We start from the raw sequence: 13,141 nt of genomic DNA on the forward strand, positions 1-13,141 counted from the left end.
TTTTCCTACCACTAAGTCTTGCCGCAGGCTTTCTTGAGATCCACATCGAAGGAATCCCCGACAATGCCAGAGAATCCGCCCAATGACACCGTGGATAGCGCCCGGAATGGTGAACCCTTGTTCGAGGACACCTGCCATGGGCCTGATGTGCGCCGTTCCAGGCGTCCGGCCCAGCAGGCCGGCCGCCTCCATGAGGCCTTCCAGAATCAACTTGTCCTGAACTACCTCGACCTGGCCGAGTCCCTCGCAGCGCGCTTCGCCACACGCGGCAGGGACCGGGCCGACCTGGTTCAGGTCGCCTACCTTGGGCTGGTCAAGGCGGCCAGGGGGTTCGATGAGAAAAAGGGGGAGAGCTTCCCCGCCTACGCCGCCCCCACGATCAGCGGCGAGCTGAAGCGCTTCCTCAGGGACCGCTGCTGGACAGTCCGGCCGCCGCGCAGGGTGCAGGACGTGCGGACCCAACTGTTGCGCACGGCACCGGACCTGACGCAATCCCTGGGCAGGGTCCCCACCGATCAGGAGCTGGCAGCTGAGATGCGGGTGTCGGCTGATGAACTCAGGGAAGCCATGGCTGCGGGCAGCAGCATGCATCCCGATTCACTCGACAACGCAGATCCCTGGGGCGGACCGCCGATGGCAGACGTGCTGGTTTCCCCCGATGCGGCCATAGAACGCCTGGAAGAACTGGTCTGCCTGAATGAGGCAATCCAGGAGCTGGACCCTGATGACCGGGAAATGCTCTACCGGCGCTACTTCTGCGAAGAGACGCAAACCGAACTGGGCCAGCGGTTCGGGATTTCGCAGATGCAGGTGTCGCGTCGACTGTCCCGCATCCTTGTCCGGCTGCAGCAGCGGCTCCTGGTTGAGGAAGATCAGGACAGCGGGAGCCCGCGGACCGCAGTGAGCACGTCCGCCACGGAAACAGCCAGAAGTGCCGGGTCGGGTGTGGCAGCGAAGGTGTCGCCCCGTCGCGCTTGAGCATCGGTGAGCACAACGTGCGGTCCCGGCGGTGGCCCCCATACTTCCACTGGGGCGGGTCCGAACAGTACGACCGAGGGCCGTGAATACGCCGAGGCAAGATGCGCCGCGCCCGTGTCGGCCGAGACCACCAGTCTCGCCTCTGCCACAGCGGCCACGAATTCCGTCAGCCCCAATATGCCAGCCAGGACGTGGTTCTCGCCGAGGCCGGACAGGCGGGCAACATCAAGCGCCCGCGGCCGCTCCGCAGTGCTTCCCGTGAAGACGACATTGTGCCCGTCGGCAGCCAGCGTTCGGGCCACCTCGGCGAACCTCTCAGCAGGCCACAGACGGCTGCCATAGGCTGCGCCCACGTGAAGCACCGTGGCGCCGGGGCAGGGACTGGGAACCGCAGGAGGGAGCAGCCGGTAGTCAGCAGGTTCGGCCTCGATACCGTGCCACTGCAGCAGGCGGGTCCAGCGCTCCCGTTCATGGATGTCCTTGATCCAGGCAGGGCCAGGCCTGCCGTCGGCATGGTGGCCAACGATGGTACGCGGCCTGATTTCAGCCAGCCGGTCGTCGCTTTCCGGTCCGCTGCCGTGGAGGTTCACCGCCACGTCCACCCGGCCGGGTTCGATAGGAATCGGAACGTCCAGGCCGTGGGTGGGGAGCAGTTCGTACCCGCCCACCAGCTCCAGGGCTTCCGCCAGCCAGCCTTGGGCCGCGTAGAGCAGCCGGTGGTCCGGGTACGCGCGTCGCAGTGCGCGGAGTGCCGGCACCGCGACCAGCAGGTCGCCGAGCTTTAAGGCGCGGAGAACCAGCAGGATCGGCTGTTCCTGATTGCCATTCGATGCTTCCACTGACTGCCCTCCTCGGCTGAAGGACCGCCCGTTCGGGCTGCCTGACGAGGAGTCTAGTCCGAAGAAGTAGGCGGCCGGTTGTTTAGGCCTCCGCCGGAGGGGGAACGAAGCGTGTATGGCAAGCAACGCTTCTCTGCACGCTTCTGTGCTCAAGGCTGTGCTGTTCGACCGGGACGGCACTCTGGTCGTGGATGTGCCCTACAACGGGGATCCCCGGAAGGTCAGGCCGTTCCCCGGTGCGCGAAAAGTCCTGGACGAGCTGCGCAGCCGGGGACTGGCGACGGGCGTCCTTAGCAACCAGTCGGGTATTGCCCGGGGCATCCTGTCCCCTGGCGAGGTCGATAGCGTCAACGCAAGGGTGGAGGAACTGCTCGGCCCCTTTGACGTCTGGGAAGTGTGCCCGCACGGCGACGGGGACGGCTGCCTCTGCCGCAAACCTGCCCCCGGGATGATCCGCAGTGCCTGCAGCCGGTTGGGCATTGATGTAGCTGAAGCGGCGTTCATCGGCGACATCGGCAGCGACATGGAGGCTGCGCGGGCCGCCGGAGCCAGGGGCGTCCTGGTACCCACACCCCTGACGCGGGACGAGGAGGTTGCTGCTGCCGGTGAGGTCGCAACGGACCTGGAGCAGGCAGTCGCGCTGCTCCTCCGGGGACCGGTATGAGCAGGATAATGGTGGCCCGCCTGGACAGCGTGGGCGATGTCCTGCTCGCCGGCCCCGCCGTCAGGGCCGTGGCAAACGGCAAGAGGGCCGACGGCGGCAGCCCCAACGATGTTGTGGTGCTCTGCGGTCCGCAAGGACGGGCCGCGGCCTCGTTGCTGCCGCATGTCTCGGATGTTTTTGCCTGGGACAGCCCGTGGATCGCCAACCCCGCGCCGCCCATGACCGGACCGCACCTTGAAACTCTCGTGAACTTTGTCCGCAACTCCCGGATCACCGAGGCCGTCATCCTCACGTCCTTTCACCAGTCCCCGCTCCCGTTGGCGCTGCTCCTGCGGCTGGCAGGCGTGGGCCGCATTACCGGGGCGTCCACCGACTACGCCGGATCGCTCCTGGACGTCCGGCTGAAGCCGGGCGAGGACTTCCCCGAAGACCAGCCGGAAGCCGTCCGCGCGCTGGGCATCGCCCGGGCAGCAGGCTTCCGGCTCAAGACAGGCGACGACGGAAAACTCATGGTCAAGGACCCGCCCGACGTAAGGCATCTGGTGGGTGAGGGGCCTTACGTGGTGGTGCACCCGGGAGCGACGGTTCCGGCACGGGCCTGGCCTCCGCTGCATCACGCTGCGGCCGTGGAATTGCTGGAGGGCAACGGCCACCGGGTGGTAGTGACCGGGGGACCCGGAGAAACAGAACTCACTGCCACAGTGGCCGGCCCGTCCGGTATTGACCTTGGCGGGCAGACGGACTTGAAGACCCTCTCCGGCGTCTTGGCGAATGCGGAGGTGGTGGTCGCCGGCAATACCGGGCCTGCACACCTGGCTGCCGCCGTCGGGACCCCGGTGGTGAGCCTGTTTTCACCGGTAGTCCCGGCCGTCCGCTGGGCGCCCTACGGCGTCCCGCTGGAACTGCTCGGTGACCAAAATGCACCGTGCCGCCTGACCCGCGCCCGGATTTGCCCCGTTCCCGGGCATCCATGCCTGGGCTCAGTATCGCCCGAGCAGGTGGTGGACGCCGTTGAGCGGCTGATCAGCGGGGTTTCCTCGCTCAATACGCGGAGAAAGGTGCGCAGGCAATGAGAATTCTCCTCTGGCACGTGCATGGATCGTGGACGGACGCGTTCGTCCGGGGCCGCCACGAATACCTCCTGCCGGTTCTGCCCGACGGCGGGCCCTGGGGCCTGGGCCGCGCCGGCAGGAACTGGCCGGCGTCAGTCCGCGAGATCTCCCTGGCGACGCTCGATGCGGACAGCATTGACGCCGTCGTCCTGCAGCGTCCCGGGGAAGCAGCCGAGGTGGCCAGGGTGCTGGGGCGGCGCCCCGGCGTCGAACTGCCTGCCGTGTACGTCGAGCACAACACGCCCAAGGGTGATGTCCCCTTCACTGTGCATCCGCTCGCCGGCCAGCGCGAGATTCCGGTGGTCCACGTGACCCATTTCAACGAGCTTTTCTGGGATAGCGGCGAGGCGCCGACCACCGTGATCGAACACGGCATCCCCGACCCCGGCTACCTTTACACCGGGGATATTCCGGAGCTGGGCGTGGTGGTGAACGAACCGGTCCGCCGGGGGAGAGTGACCGGAACGGACCTGCTGCCCGGCTTCGCAGCGGCCGCCCCGCTCCAGGTCTTCGGGATGGGCGGCGACGACCTTCATGCCAGCACCGGGCTCGGACCGTCGAGACTGAGGATCCGCGGTGACCTGAAAAGCGCAGAGCTCCACCGGGAACTGGCCCGCTGCAGGGTCTACCTTCACCCGCTGCGGTGGACGTCGCTGGGCCTCGCGCTGCTGGAAGCGATGCACCTGGGTATGCCCGTCCTCGCCCTGGCCACTACTGAGGCTGCCCGGGCGGTGCCTGCTGAGGCCGGCGGGATCTCAACGGACGTGGACGAGCTGCGCCGGTGCGCCGAACTCCTCATCAACGACCCCGAAGAGGCGCGCCGCCGGGGCAAGACAGCCCGGGAGGCTGTGCTGGAGCGCTATGGACTCGACCGCTTCCTGGCCGACTGGGACACGCTGTTGGCAGAGCTCAGGGCCAGGCCCCGGAGGGGGAATGCGGTGCAGGGACTTCTGACGGGGCAGGAAACTTCGGAGGGGAATGGAACATCGATGGGGCCCGGAACAGAGGCCTTAACGCCGGCGCGAGAAAGGAATACCCATTGAGAATCTCAATGATTTCAGAACACGCCAGTCCATTGGCAGCGCTTGGCGGAGTGGATGCGGGAGGGCAAAACGTCCATGTGGCCGCACTGTCCATCGCCCTGGCCCGGCGCGGCCACCGAGTCACGGTCTACACCAGGCGCGACTCGCCGGACTTGCCCGCGAAGGTGCGGGTGCAGCCCGGGCTCGAGGTGGTTCACATCGATGCAGGTCCCGCTTCGCACGTGCCGAAGGACGAACTGCTGCCGTTCATGGGCGCGCTCGCCGACGGTGTGGCGCGGGACTGGGGGAACTCCCCGCCCGACGTCGTCCACGGTCACTTTTGGATGTCCGGCATGGCGGCCCTGGACGCCGGACGCCGCCAACCCGCCGGGTGCCGTGTTCCGGTGGTGCAGACATTCCACGCCCTCGGCACGGTCAAACGGCGGCACCAGGGCGCGGACGACACGAGTCCGGCCGAGCGCCGCTTCCTCGAACCGTCCGTGGGACGGTCGGCGGACCGCATCATCGCCACGTGTTCCGACGAGGTTTTCGAGCTGAAGTCGATGGGGATTGACACGGGAAAGGTGTCCATCGCCCCGTGCGGGGTGGACTTGGAACTGTTCTCCGCTGCGGGGCCGGCAGATTCCAGGACCCATTCCCACCGCATCCTGTCAGTGGGCCGTCTGGTTCCGCGCAAGGGTGTGGATCTGGTGATCCGTTCCCTCCCGTACCTGAAGGAGGCGGGCTTCGACGACGTCGAGCTGCTGATCGTTGGCGGTGGCGGAGCGGCAGATGGACACGATCCCGAGGCGCAACGGCTCTTGGATCTGGCACGGGATCTTGGTGTGGCGGACCAGGTGGAGCTCCGCGGCCAGGTGCCGCGCGACGCCATGCCCGGGATTTTCCGCAGCGCCGACGCTGTTGCGTGCACGCCCTGGTATGAGCCTTTCGGGATCGTTCCGCTGGAGGCCATGGCCTGCGGAATCCCTGTGGTCGCCGCAGCGGTCGGCGGCCTGACGGACAGCGTCGTCGATCACGGAACAGGCCTGCATGTGCCGCCCAAGGATCCCGAGGCCATTGCTGACGCCTTGGCAACCCTGCTGGCCAGCCCCGAACTTCGTACCAAGCTTGGCCGGGCGGGCGAGCGGCGGGCGAAGGCCCGCTATTCCTGGAGCCGGGTCGCGGCGGAAACCGAAAAGGCGTACCAGCTGGCCATCGCGGGAGCTGCAGACGCCGCCAGTCTGGAACCGATGGAAGGAGCGGCACTGTGACAACGGAATGGTCCTTGCAGGAAGCTGAGCTTCCGCCCCTGCACCCGCTGGAGGCCGGTCCCGCTGCGTTTGAGCACCGGGCGGACGGGCCCGATCCGGACTTTGCCGTCTCCGCGGCTTCCCGCGAGGCAGTGCGCATCCATCTGGAAAATGTCCTTCCCGCGCTGCGGTCGCTGGAGAACCAGGCAGACCGGCTGGCGGCCTGGGGCGTGGAGCTGGCACACCGGCTGCTCGCCGGCCAGCGGTTGCTGGCAGCCGGGAACGGCGGCTCGGCTGCCGAGGCCCAGCACCTGACTGCCGAACTGGTGGGAAAGTTCGACGGCGAGCGGGTGCCTTTCTCCGCGATCTCGCTGCACGCAGAGAGTTCGGCGGTAACCGCCATCGCCAACGACTACGGTTACGCGGAGCTGTTCGCCCGCCAGGTGCGTGCGCACGGGCGGTCCGGCGACATCCTCCTGCTGCTTTCCACCAGCGGAAAGAGCCCCAATCTGCTCCGCGCCGCCGAGGCAGCCGCCCGGCTCAATGTGACCACCTGGGCACTCACGGGACCTGGTCCGAATCCGCTGGCCTCCTGCTGCGACGACGCCGTGGCCATCGACGCCGTATCAGCCAACGCACAGGAAGGTCACCTCATCGCACTGCATGCCATGTGCCGGTCCTTCGAGGCCGAGATCGCCCGCAGGGACCGGACGGCCGCCGGGTCGGAGGACGATCACGGATGAGGATGACGGTAGTGGGTGACGTGCTGCTGGATGTGGACCTTGCCGGCGAAGCAACGCGGCTGTGCCCGGACGCTCCGGTCCCGGTGGTGGACGTCGCTGAGGTTCGGCGGCGGGCGGGCGGCGCGGGGCTGGTGGCCCGGATGCTGGCCAGGGACGGGCACCGGGTCACCCTGGTGACGGTGCTTTCGGACGACGACGCGTCCCTGGAACTCGAGGGCGCGCTCGGCGGCGTGCGGGTTGTGGCCGGGCCTTCGGGGGCCAGGACGCCGGTGAAGACCCGTGTCCGGGCCGGCAGCCACCCTGTGGTCCGAGTGGATGAGGACTGCAGCCGGCCGGAGGTTCCCGGGGCGACGGCCGGCATGCTCAAAGCCATTGAGCAGTCAGAGGTTATTGTCGTTGCCGACTACGGCCGAGGCCTGGCGGCCAACGCGGAGATCCGGTCCCTGCTCACGACCCTGGCGGACGACGTTCCCATCGTGTGGGACCCGCACCCCGCCGGCGCTGTTCCCGTGCCGGGGGTTGCCGTGGCCACGCCGAATCTGGCCGAGGCCGCCAAAGCCGCGGGCATGGCGGCGGAGACACCTGCGGAAATCGAAGAAGCGGGCAACGTGCTGCTCGACCGCTGGCAGTGCAAGGCCGTGCTGGTGACCATGGGGGAGCGGGGCGGACTGCTGCTTGGGCGGCGGGATCGTCTGCCGCGGACAATACCGGCACCTCCAACGGCCGTCAGCGATCCGTGTGGTGCCGGAGACAGGCTCGCTGCCAGCCTGGCGGTGCACCTGGCCGAAGGCCGCGGCGTCGAGGACGCCGTGGAACTCGCCATCCACGAGGCGGCCGAGTTCCTGGGCGCTGGGGGAGTGTCTTCCCTGCCGGACCGCCATCGGCCAACTTGGCGGCATCGGCGTGACGAGGACGCCCCGGAGATGGCCCGGAGGGTCCGGGCCAACGGCGGAACCGTGGTGGCCACCGGGGGATGCTTCGACCTGCTCCATGCCGGCCACGCCCGGACGCTGGCGGCGGCCCGGGACCTCGGCGACTGCCTGATCGTGTGCCTGAACTCGGACGAGTCCGTGCGCAGGATCAAGGGCGAACAGCGACCCATCGTCAGCCAGCAGGACAGGGCCGAGCTTCTCCTTGCCCTCGAGTGCGTGGACGCCGTGATGATCTTCGAGGAGGACACTCCCGAGGCCTGCCTGGATGAGCTGCGCCCGGACGTCTGGGTGAAGGGCGGAGACTATAAGGCGTCACAGCTTCCCGAAGCAGGCCTCGTGGAAAGCTGGGGCGGCCGGTGCGTGACGGTGCCTTTTCACCAGGCCCGGTCCACGTCGGTCCTGGCAGATGCGCTGGCGAAGGTCAGCTGAAACAGACCCGAACGAAAGGAACACCATGAATGAATCGACCTTCCGGCCCGGCCGGGTGCTGGTCACCGGCGGAGCCTCCGGTCTGGGGGCCGCCGTCGTGGATGCCGTCCTGAAGGCGGGCGGCACTCCTGTGGTGCTGGACCGGGACATCCGGAACGTCGCCGCTGCGAAGGCCTTCGAGGTCGATGTCTCGGACCGCGCCGCAGTCAGTGAAGCCGTCCGGCAGTCCGCCGAAACGCTGGGCGGCCTGGATGCCGTGGTCACCGCTGCCGGAATAGACCGCTGCGGGAAGCTCGAGGATGTGGCCGCGGACGAATGGGAACGCGTCATCGGGGTCAACCTCATGGGGACGGTGTCGGTGGTCCGCGCGGCGCTGCCCTACCTGAAGGAATCCCGCGGCAGGGTGGTGACCATCGCGTCCACGCTGGGCAAACGCGCACTTCCTGAGGCATCGGCCTACTGCGCCTCGAAGTTTGGGGTGGTGGGCTTCAGCCACTCCCTTGCAGCCGAGACGGGAGGCGAGATCGGCGTGACCACGATGATTCCGGGCGGCATGAAGACCCGGTTCTTCGACGACCGGGCCGAGCAGTACAAGCCGCAGGACGACTCCCGCCTCAACGACCCCGCGAACGTTGCCCAGGCCATCCTGTTCGTGCTTTCGCAGCCCACGGGCTGCGAAATCAGGGAAATGCTCATCTGCCACGAGGAGGAAGGTTCATGGCCGTGAGCTGGCGGACGTCCTCGTAGACCGCCTCGGGGGCGACCGCCTCCACCGTGGGCTCATCGTGCTGGCACCGCGGGGCGGTCCAGCCCACCTGCGTGAGATCGACCCCGCAGACTTGGCACTGCGTGACCCAGCCGAGGTGGATCCGGTGCAGGCTGCGTCCCAGCGGTCCGGCGTTGATGGCGTTGCCGGTCCAGAACACGCCCACCGTCGGTGTGCCCAGGGCTTGGGCCAGATGCCGCGGACCGCTGTCGTTCGCCACCATGACGCTGCAGCCCGCAAGAAGTGCCGCGAGCTCGCCCAGACTGAGCTTGCCGGCCAGCGACTCCACCTGCGGTGCGGTGCCGTGCCCGCCGTTGCCGGCTGCCTGACCGGCTACCTGACCAGCTGACTGGAGGCGGCCGACGGCGAGCTCCACCACCGCTTCGGCCAGTTCCTTTTCGCTGTGGTCACCGATCACCAGAACCCGGAAACCGTCGTCGACCGCATTTCGCGCGACCGCCGCGAATCGTTCTGCCGGCCAGCGCCGCCGTGGATCCGTGGCGCCGGGATGGATCACCACGATGCCCTTGGCCCCGGGAACCTGGGACGGCCTGTGCAGCCTCGGTGCGAGCTGCTGGCTGAACTCCGGCAGGGCGCGGAGCCGGGCCTCCAGCTCAAGGGGCGGCGCCCCCGCGAACCCCGCCACCTCAAGAGCCCGCAGCGGTTCGTGTTGGTAGTACAGGTAGGGCACGGTGCGCTCCAGCCGCGCGGCGTCTGGAGTCCTGGTTCCGACGGTATGGCGGGCCCCGAGCCGGAGCAGGAACGGGTTGGAGTAGCGTCCGCCGCCGTGCAGCTGGACGGCGAGGTCGAAATGCCTGGCCTGCATGGCGGCGAAGAATTCCGCCAGCTCCCGCTCGTCCTCGGCGCCCGGCCGGACTCCCTCCGAGAACGGCAGAATCACGGTCTCGTCCACCGGCCCTTCGGTCTCCGACAGCAGCTCGGCATGGATGGGCGTGCCCAACAGCGTGATGGAGGCCTGGGGATAGGCGGCCTTGAGCGCAGCGACGGCGGGCAGCGCGAACATCAGATCGCCCAGGCCGCCGCCGCGCAGTACGGCGATCCGGGAGATTGAGGTGAATTTCTCCAGTACCGGGCCTACGCCGTACCCGGTTGTGCGTGCTCCGCCGAAATCGGCGTTGAAGTGCTCCATGGCTCAGCCCCTTTCGCTTCGGAACGAATCAGGTCGGAGTGACCGGCTTCTGTGCAGCCCACCATAAGGCCCCACACTCACGGGCCGCCAGCACCGAAACTGGTGAAGACGGGGGCGTGTAAAGCACCGGCTGCGGGGTACGGATCAGGTCAGGAGACGGCACGAACCGCGAGCCGCAGGGACCAGCAGCCTGCACAGCGAGGAGCCCCATGCACACCACCACCCAGGATTTCCAGACAACCGCACAAGACGAGCTGACCATCAGGAACCCCCGCACGGGCGAGCTCGTGGGAAGGTATGCTTCCGCACGGCCGGAGGACGTGGCACAGGCTATGGAGGCGGCCCGCGCCGCCCAGCCCGCCTGGTCCGCCATGCCGCCGGCGGAACGGGGCAAGCTCCTGCATGCCGCCGCTGCCGCCCTGGACGGCGCTGCCGCGGAGCTGGCGGAGATCAACGCGCGGGAGACGGGGCGCCCCGTGGAGGAGGCCCGGGCCGGGGTGGCTGCCGGAGTTGCCACGCTGGAACAGTATGCCGAGCTCGGACCGGTGCACCGCGGCCGCAGCCTTCGCGGCACCACGCTGGCGGCCGACTACACGGTAGCGGAGCCGCGGGGCGTTGCCGTCCTGCTGACGCCGTGGAACGACCCCGTGGCCGTAGCCTGCGGACTGATCGGCGCTGCGCTGGTCACGGGCAACACCGCCGTCCACAAGCCGAGCGAGCGCTGCCCCGGCGTCGGCGAACGGCTCGGCGAGGTGCTCGCTTCCGCCTTCCCGGCGGATGTTCTTCAGACCCTGACGGGCGGAGCCGACGTCGGCTCCCTCCTCACGCAGCAAATGAACGTGGATGTTTTTGCGCACGTCGGGTCGAGCGACAGCGGCGGGCGCATTGCGCGGGCTGCCGTGCTGACCGGGGCCCACGTGATCCGGGAAAACGGCGGCAACGATCCGCTGCTGGTCGATCAGGATGTGGACCCCGCATGGGCCGCGGAACAGGCAGCCATCGGTGCGTTCAGCAACAGCGGCCAGATCTGTACCTCGGTGGAGCGCATCTACGTCCACCGGGCCGTCGCGGAGCAGTTCTGCGGTGCGCTCGCGGCGCAGGCGCGTATGCGCAATCGGGACGGGATCGCACCGCTCGTGGATACTCGTCTGCGGGAGACCGTCGACCGGCATGTCTCGGAGGCGCTGGGGCTCGGTGCACGCGCGCTGGAGGGAGGGACAGTTCCTGATGGTCCCGGAGCTTTCTATCCCGCCACGGTCCTGCTCGACTGCACGGACACCATGGAGGTCATGACCGAGGAGACCTTCGGCCCAGTCGCTCCGGTGCGCATCGTGGAGAGCTTTGAGGAAGGACTGCAGCTGGCCGCCGCAGGCCGGTACGGGCTGGCCGCGACGGTCCTGACGGGCAGCATCGCCCATGCCCAGCAGGCCATCGCAACCCTTCCCGTGGGAACCGTCAAGGTCAACAACGTGTTCGGCGGCGCTCCCGGCGGTTCCGCCCAGCCACGCGGCGAAAGCGGGCAGGGCTTTGGCTATGGGCCGGAGCTCCTGGACGAATTCACCCGGGTCAAGGTGGTGCACATGGCGGCGGCCCCTGCCGGGACCGGCGCACCGGCGGAAGGTGCGGCGGAATGACGGCCGGGGAAAACCTGCCTGGCGGAAACCAGCCAGGTGCAGCCGGAGGGAACCTGCCTGGTGGAAACCTGTCTGGCGAAAACCTGCCTGGCGGGGACGGGCTGCCGCTTTCGGAGCAGCGCGGCCTGGCTGCCTGGCTGCCGCGGCGGCTTGCCGAGGAGCACCCGGCCGTCCTGGTGGTCGGCGACCTGATTCTCGACGGGTGGTGGAGTGGCCCCAGCGACAGGATGTGCCGGGAGGCTCCGGCTCCTGTGGTGGACATCAACCGCCGCGAATTCTCCCCGGGCGGCGCGGCGAACACCGCCATGAACCTGGCCTCCCTGGGTGCCCGGGTGGGCATCGCCGGACTCATAGGAACGGACGACGCCGGCATGGAGCTCAAGCGGCAGCTGCAGGCGGCCGGCGTTGACACCACCTTCCTGATGGAAGACCCGGAGCTGGTGACCACCACGAAAATCCGGATCAGCAGCGGCGGACAGGTCCTGCTCCGCTTGGACGAAGCCGCCGCAAAAATTCCGGAAGACGCCCTGGCGGCGCTCGCCGCTTTGGTGCCGGCCGCCGTCGAACGCCCGGACGCCGTGGTCATCTGTGATTATGGGACGGGAGTGCTGGCCGGGCCCGTCCGCGGGAGGCTCATCGGTGCCCTCGCAGGGCGCGCACCGAACCAGCTGGTGGTGGTGGATGCCCACGATCCCCGTCCGTGGGCGGGGGCGAAACCGGATCTCGCCACCCCCAACGCGCAGGAGGCTGCCAGGCTGCTGGACCTCCGCCTGGCCGGCGGTGCCGAGCGCGCCGCCGTGGTGACCGGGCACGGGCAGCAGCTGTTGCAGGCCACGGGTGCCCGGGCGGTGGTGGTCACGCTGGACCGCGACGGCACCGTGCTGGTGACGGCGGACGGCAATTCCCACAGGACCTGGGCACGGCCAACCACCGAGAAGCAGGCCTCTGGCGCGGGCGACACTTTCGTGGCCGCCCTGACCCTGGCCCGAGCCGCCTCCCTCCCGCTTACCGCCAGCCTCGATTTGGCGCAGGCGGCGGCGGACGTCGTGGTCCACCATCCGGGGACATCCGTGTGCGGCACGGAGGAGCTGGGGCGCTACCTGGAAAGCTTCGCTGACACGGCGCTGACGGCGGACGAGCTGGAACGGCATATCCGTGCCCACCGCAGCGACGGCCAGCGGGTTGTCCTGACCAACGGCTGCTTCGACGTGCTGCACCGCGGGCACACCCGCTACCTGAACCAGGCCAAGCAGTTGGGCGACATCCTCGTAGTGGCGCTCAACAGTGATGAGTCGGTGCGCAGGCTCAAGGGGCCGGACCGCCCCATCAACAGCGTGGCGGACCGTGCTGCCGTCATCGCCGCACTGAGCTGCGTGGACTACGTGACCGTCTTCGATACTCCCACCCCCATTCCACTGATCGAACAGCTCCGCCCGGAAATCTACGCCAAAGGCGGCGACTACACGCCGGAGATGCTGGCCGAAACAGGGGCTGTGGAGGCCTACGGCGGGCGGGTCTGCATCCTGGACTATGTAGCCGAGCGCTCCACCACCGCGATGGTGCAGCGTATCCGCAACGGCGAAGGTGCGGCGGTTTCGGAGGCGTAGCCTTTTACAGACTCA

The 13,141-nt window shown here is 68.5% G+C and carries 12 protein-coding genes; 10 read left to right on the plus strand and 2 right to left on the minus strand.

The annotated features are described in order from the left end of the window. The first annotated feature begins 63 nt into the window (after positions 1-63). Positions 64-978 (plus strand): sigma-70 family RNA polymerase sigma factor, encoded by a 915-nt coding sequence (locus AC6CH3_RS06245; protein WP_498131601.1) that lies wholly within the window; start codon positions 64-66, stop codon positions 976-978. On the opposite strand, the gene AC6CH3_RS06250 is transcribed toward AC6CH3_RS06245, so the two are convergent. Then, positions 873-1,817, minus strand: a complete 945-nt coding sequence (locus AC6CH3_RS06250; protein ID WP_498131602.1) for a glycosyltransferase family 9 protein — start codon at positions 1,815-1,817, stop codon at positions 873-875. The genes AC6CH3_RS06245 and AC6CH3_RS06250 overlap by 106 nt on opposite strands. 115 nt (positions 1,818-1,932) lie before the next feature. Here AC6CH3_RS06250 and AC6CH3_RS06255 point away from each other — a divergent pair, with 115 nt between their 5' ends. Genes AC6CH3_RS06255 through AC6CH3_RS06285 form a run of 7 tightly spaced genes read left to right on the plus strand, consistent with a single transcriptional unit; the run spans position 1,933 to position 8,696 of the window. Next, complete coding sequence (locus AC6CH3_RS06255; protein WP_498131603.1) at positions 1,933-2,481, plus strand: D-glycero-alpha-D-manno-heptose-1,7-bisphosphate 7-phosphatase; 549 nt, start codon at positions 1,933-1,935, stop codon at positions 2,479-2,481. Continuing rightward, positions 2,478-3,554: a glycosyltransferase family 9 protein gene (locus tag AC6CH3_RS06260; RefSeq protein WP_498131604.1), complete on the plus strand. Its 1,077-nt coding sequence runs from the start codon at positions 2,478-2,480 to the stop codon at positions 3,552-3,554. Before AC6CH3_RS06255 ends, AC6CH3_RS06260 begins: the two co-directional genes overlap by 4 nt. Continuing rightward, the gene (locus tag AC6CH3_RS06265) at positions 3,551-4,636 is read left to right on the plus strand and encodes a glycosyltransferase family 4 protein (RefSeq protein WP_498131605.1); all 1,086 of its coding nucleotides are present in this window, start codon (positions 3,551-3,553) and stop codon (positions 4,634-4,636) included. The genes AC6CH3_RS06260 and AC6CH3_RS06265 overlap by 4 nt, the downstream gene beginning before the upstream one ends. After that, positions 4,633-5,886, plus strand: coding sequence for a glycosyltransferase (locus AC6CH3_RS06270; RefSeq protein ID WP_498131606.1), 1,254 nt, complete (start codon positions 4,633-4,635; stop codon positions 5,884-5,886). The genes AC6CH3_RS06265 and AC6CH3_RS06270 overlap by 4 nt, the downstream gene beginning before the upstream one ends. After that, the gene (locus AC6CH3_RS06275; RefSeq protein WP_498131607.1) at positions 5,883-6,608 is read left to right on the plus strand and encodes a D-sedoheptulose-7-phosphate isomerase; all 726 of its coding nucleotides are present in this window, start codon (positions 5,883-5,885) and stop codon (positions 6,606-6,608) included. Before AC6CH3_RS06270 ends, AC6CH3_RS06275 begins: the two co-directional genes overlap by 4 nt. Next, positions 6,605-7,969: a D-glycero-beta-D-manno-heptose 1-phosphate adenylyltransferase gene (rfaE2, locus tag AC6CH3_RS06280; protein ID WP_498131608.1), complete on the plus strand. Its 1,365-nt coding sequence runs from the start codon at positions 6,605-6,607 to the stop codon at positions 7,967-7,969. The genes AC6CH3_RS06275 and rfaE2 (AC6CH3_RS06280) overlap by 4 nt, the downstream gene beginning before the upstream one ends. A gap of 25 nt (positions 7,970-7,994) precedes the next feature. Further along, positions 7,995-8,696, plus strand: a complete 702-nt coding sequence (locus AC6CH3_RS06285) for an SDR family oxidoreductase (RefSeq protein ID WP_498131609.1) — start codon at positions 7,995-7,997, stop codon at positions 8,694-8,696. On the opposite strand, the gene AC6CH3_RS06290 is transcribed toward AC6CH3_RS06285, so the two are convergent. Then, positions 8,662-9,885, minus strand: coding sequence for a glycosyltransferase family 9 protein (locus AC6CH3_RS06290; RefSeq protein ID WP_498131610.1), 1,224 nt, complete (start codon positions 9,883-9,885; stop codon positions 8,662-8,664). The genes AC6CH3_RS06285 and AC6CH3_RS06290 overlap by 35 nt on opposite strands. Positions 9,886-10,094: 209 nt before the next feature. On the opposite strand from AC6CH3_RS06290, the gene AC6CH3_RS06295 reads away from it, so the two are divergent. Beyond that, positions 10,095-11,519: an aldehyde dehydrogenase family protein gene (locus tag AC6CH3_RS06295; protein WP_498131611.1), complete on the plus strand. Its 1,425-nt coding sequence runs from the start codon at positions 10,095-10,097 to the stop codon at positions 11,517-11,519. After that, complete coding sequence (gene rfaE2, locus AC6CH3_RS06300; protein ID WP_498131612.1) at positions 11,516-13,126, plus strand: D-glycero-beta-D-manno-heptose 1-phosphate adenylyltransferase; 1,611 nt, start codon at positions 11,516-11,518, stop codon at positions 13,124-13,126. The genes AC6CH3_RS06295 and rfaE2 (AC6CH3_RS06300) overlap by 4 nt, the downstream gene beginning before the upstream one ends. Positions 13,127-13,141: the final 15 nt, after the last annotated feature.

It is taken from the genome of Arthrobacter sp. GQ119, assembly GCF_059759125.1.

Excerpts from the sequence above, each read along its gene's own strand:
- AC6CH3_RS06245 (WP_498131601.1), top strand. The coding sequence starts at position 64 with ATGCCAGAGAATCCGCCCAATGACACCGTGGATAGCGCCCGGAATGGT.
- AC6CH3_RS06255 (WP_498131603.1), top strand. The coding sequence starts at position 1,933 with ATGGCAAGCAACGCTTCTCTGCACGCTTCTGTGCTCAAGGCTGTGCTG.
- AC6CH3_RS06260 (WP_498131604.1), top strand. The coding sequence starts at position 2,478 with ATGAGCAGGATAATGGTGGCCCGCCTGGACAGCGTGGGCGATGTCCTG.
- AC6CH3_RS06265 (WP_498131605.1), top strand. The coding sequence starts at position 3,551 with ATGAGAATTCTCCTCTGGCACGTGCATGGATCGTGGACGGACGCGTTC.
- rfaE2 (WP_498131608.1), top strand. The coding sequence starts at position 6,605 with ATGAGGATGACGGTAGTGGGTGACGTGCTGCTGGATGTGGACCTTGCC.
- AC6CH3_RS06285 (WP_498131609.1), top strand. The coding sequence starts at position 7,995 with ATGAATGAATCGACCTTCCGGCCCGGCCGGGTGCTGGTCACCGGCGGA.
- AC6CH3_RS06290 (WP_498131610.1), bottom strand. The coding sequence starts at position 9,885 with ATGGAGCACTTCAACGCCGATTTCGGCGGAGCACGCACAACCGGGTAC.
- AC6CH3_RS06295 (WP_498131611.1), top strand. The coding sequence starts at position 10,095 with ATGCACACCACCACCCAGGATTTCCAGACAACCGCACAAGACGAGCTG.
- rfaE2 (WP_498131612.1), top strand. The coding sequence starts at position 11,516 with ATGACGGCCGGGGAAAACCTGCCTGGCGGAAACCAGCCAGGTGCAGCC.